The following is a 235-nucleotide window of genomic DNA, read 5'->3' as shown; positions in this document are numbered from 1 at the left end:
CGGAAGATATTCTTCATTCAAAACAACAGTTAAATCATTCATCCGGTGCTTTGCGACAGTCAGTATTGACATAAATATAGCTGGAAGCCCGGTACATTGCCGAACCAGAGACAAGAGACAGTAAAGGAGTGTGAGCCGGGAAGGACTGGGGTGAAAAAAAGCCCCTGCAAGTCAGGGGCAAACGTACACATGCATTTCCCAAAAACATGGAGAGCTCCACTTTAGCCTGAACGGC

Annotated in this window: 1 protein-coding gene; it reads right to left on the bottom strand. The window is 46.8% G+C overall.

Features of this window, described 5'->3' with window-relative positions:
* Positions 1 to 34 precede the first annotated feature (34 nt).
* Positions 35 to 235: hypothetical protein (locus ACYP03_RS28065; protein ID WP_459782944.1), on the bottom strand; the 201-nt coding region annotated here is incomplete at its 5' end.

The sequence above is a fragment of the Photobacterium sp. R1 genome (assembly GCF_054600795.1).
The sequence above is the reverse complement of the archived record's forward strand: the minus strand, read 5'-3'. Positions and strand labels throughout refer to the sequence as shown.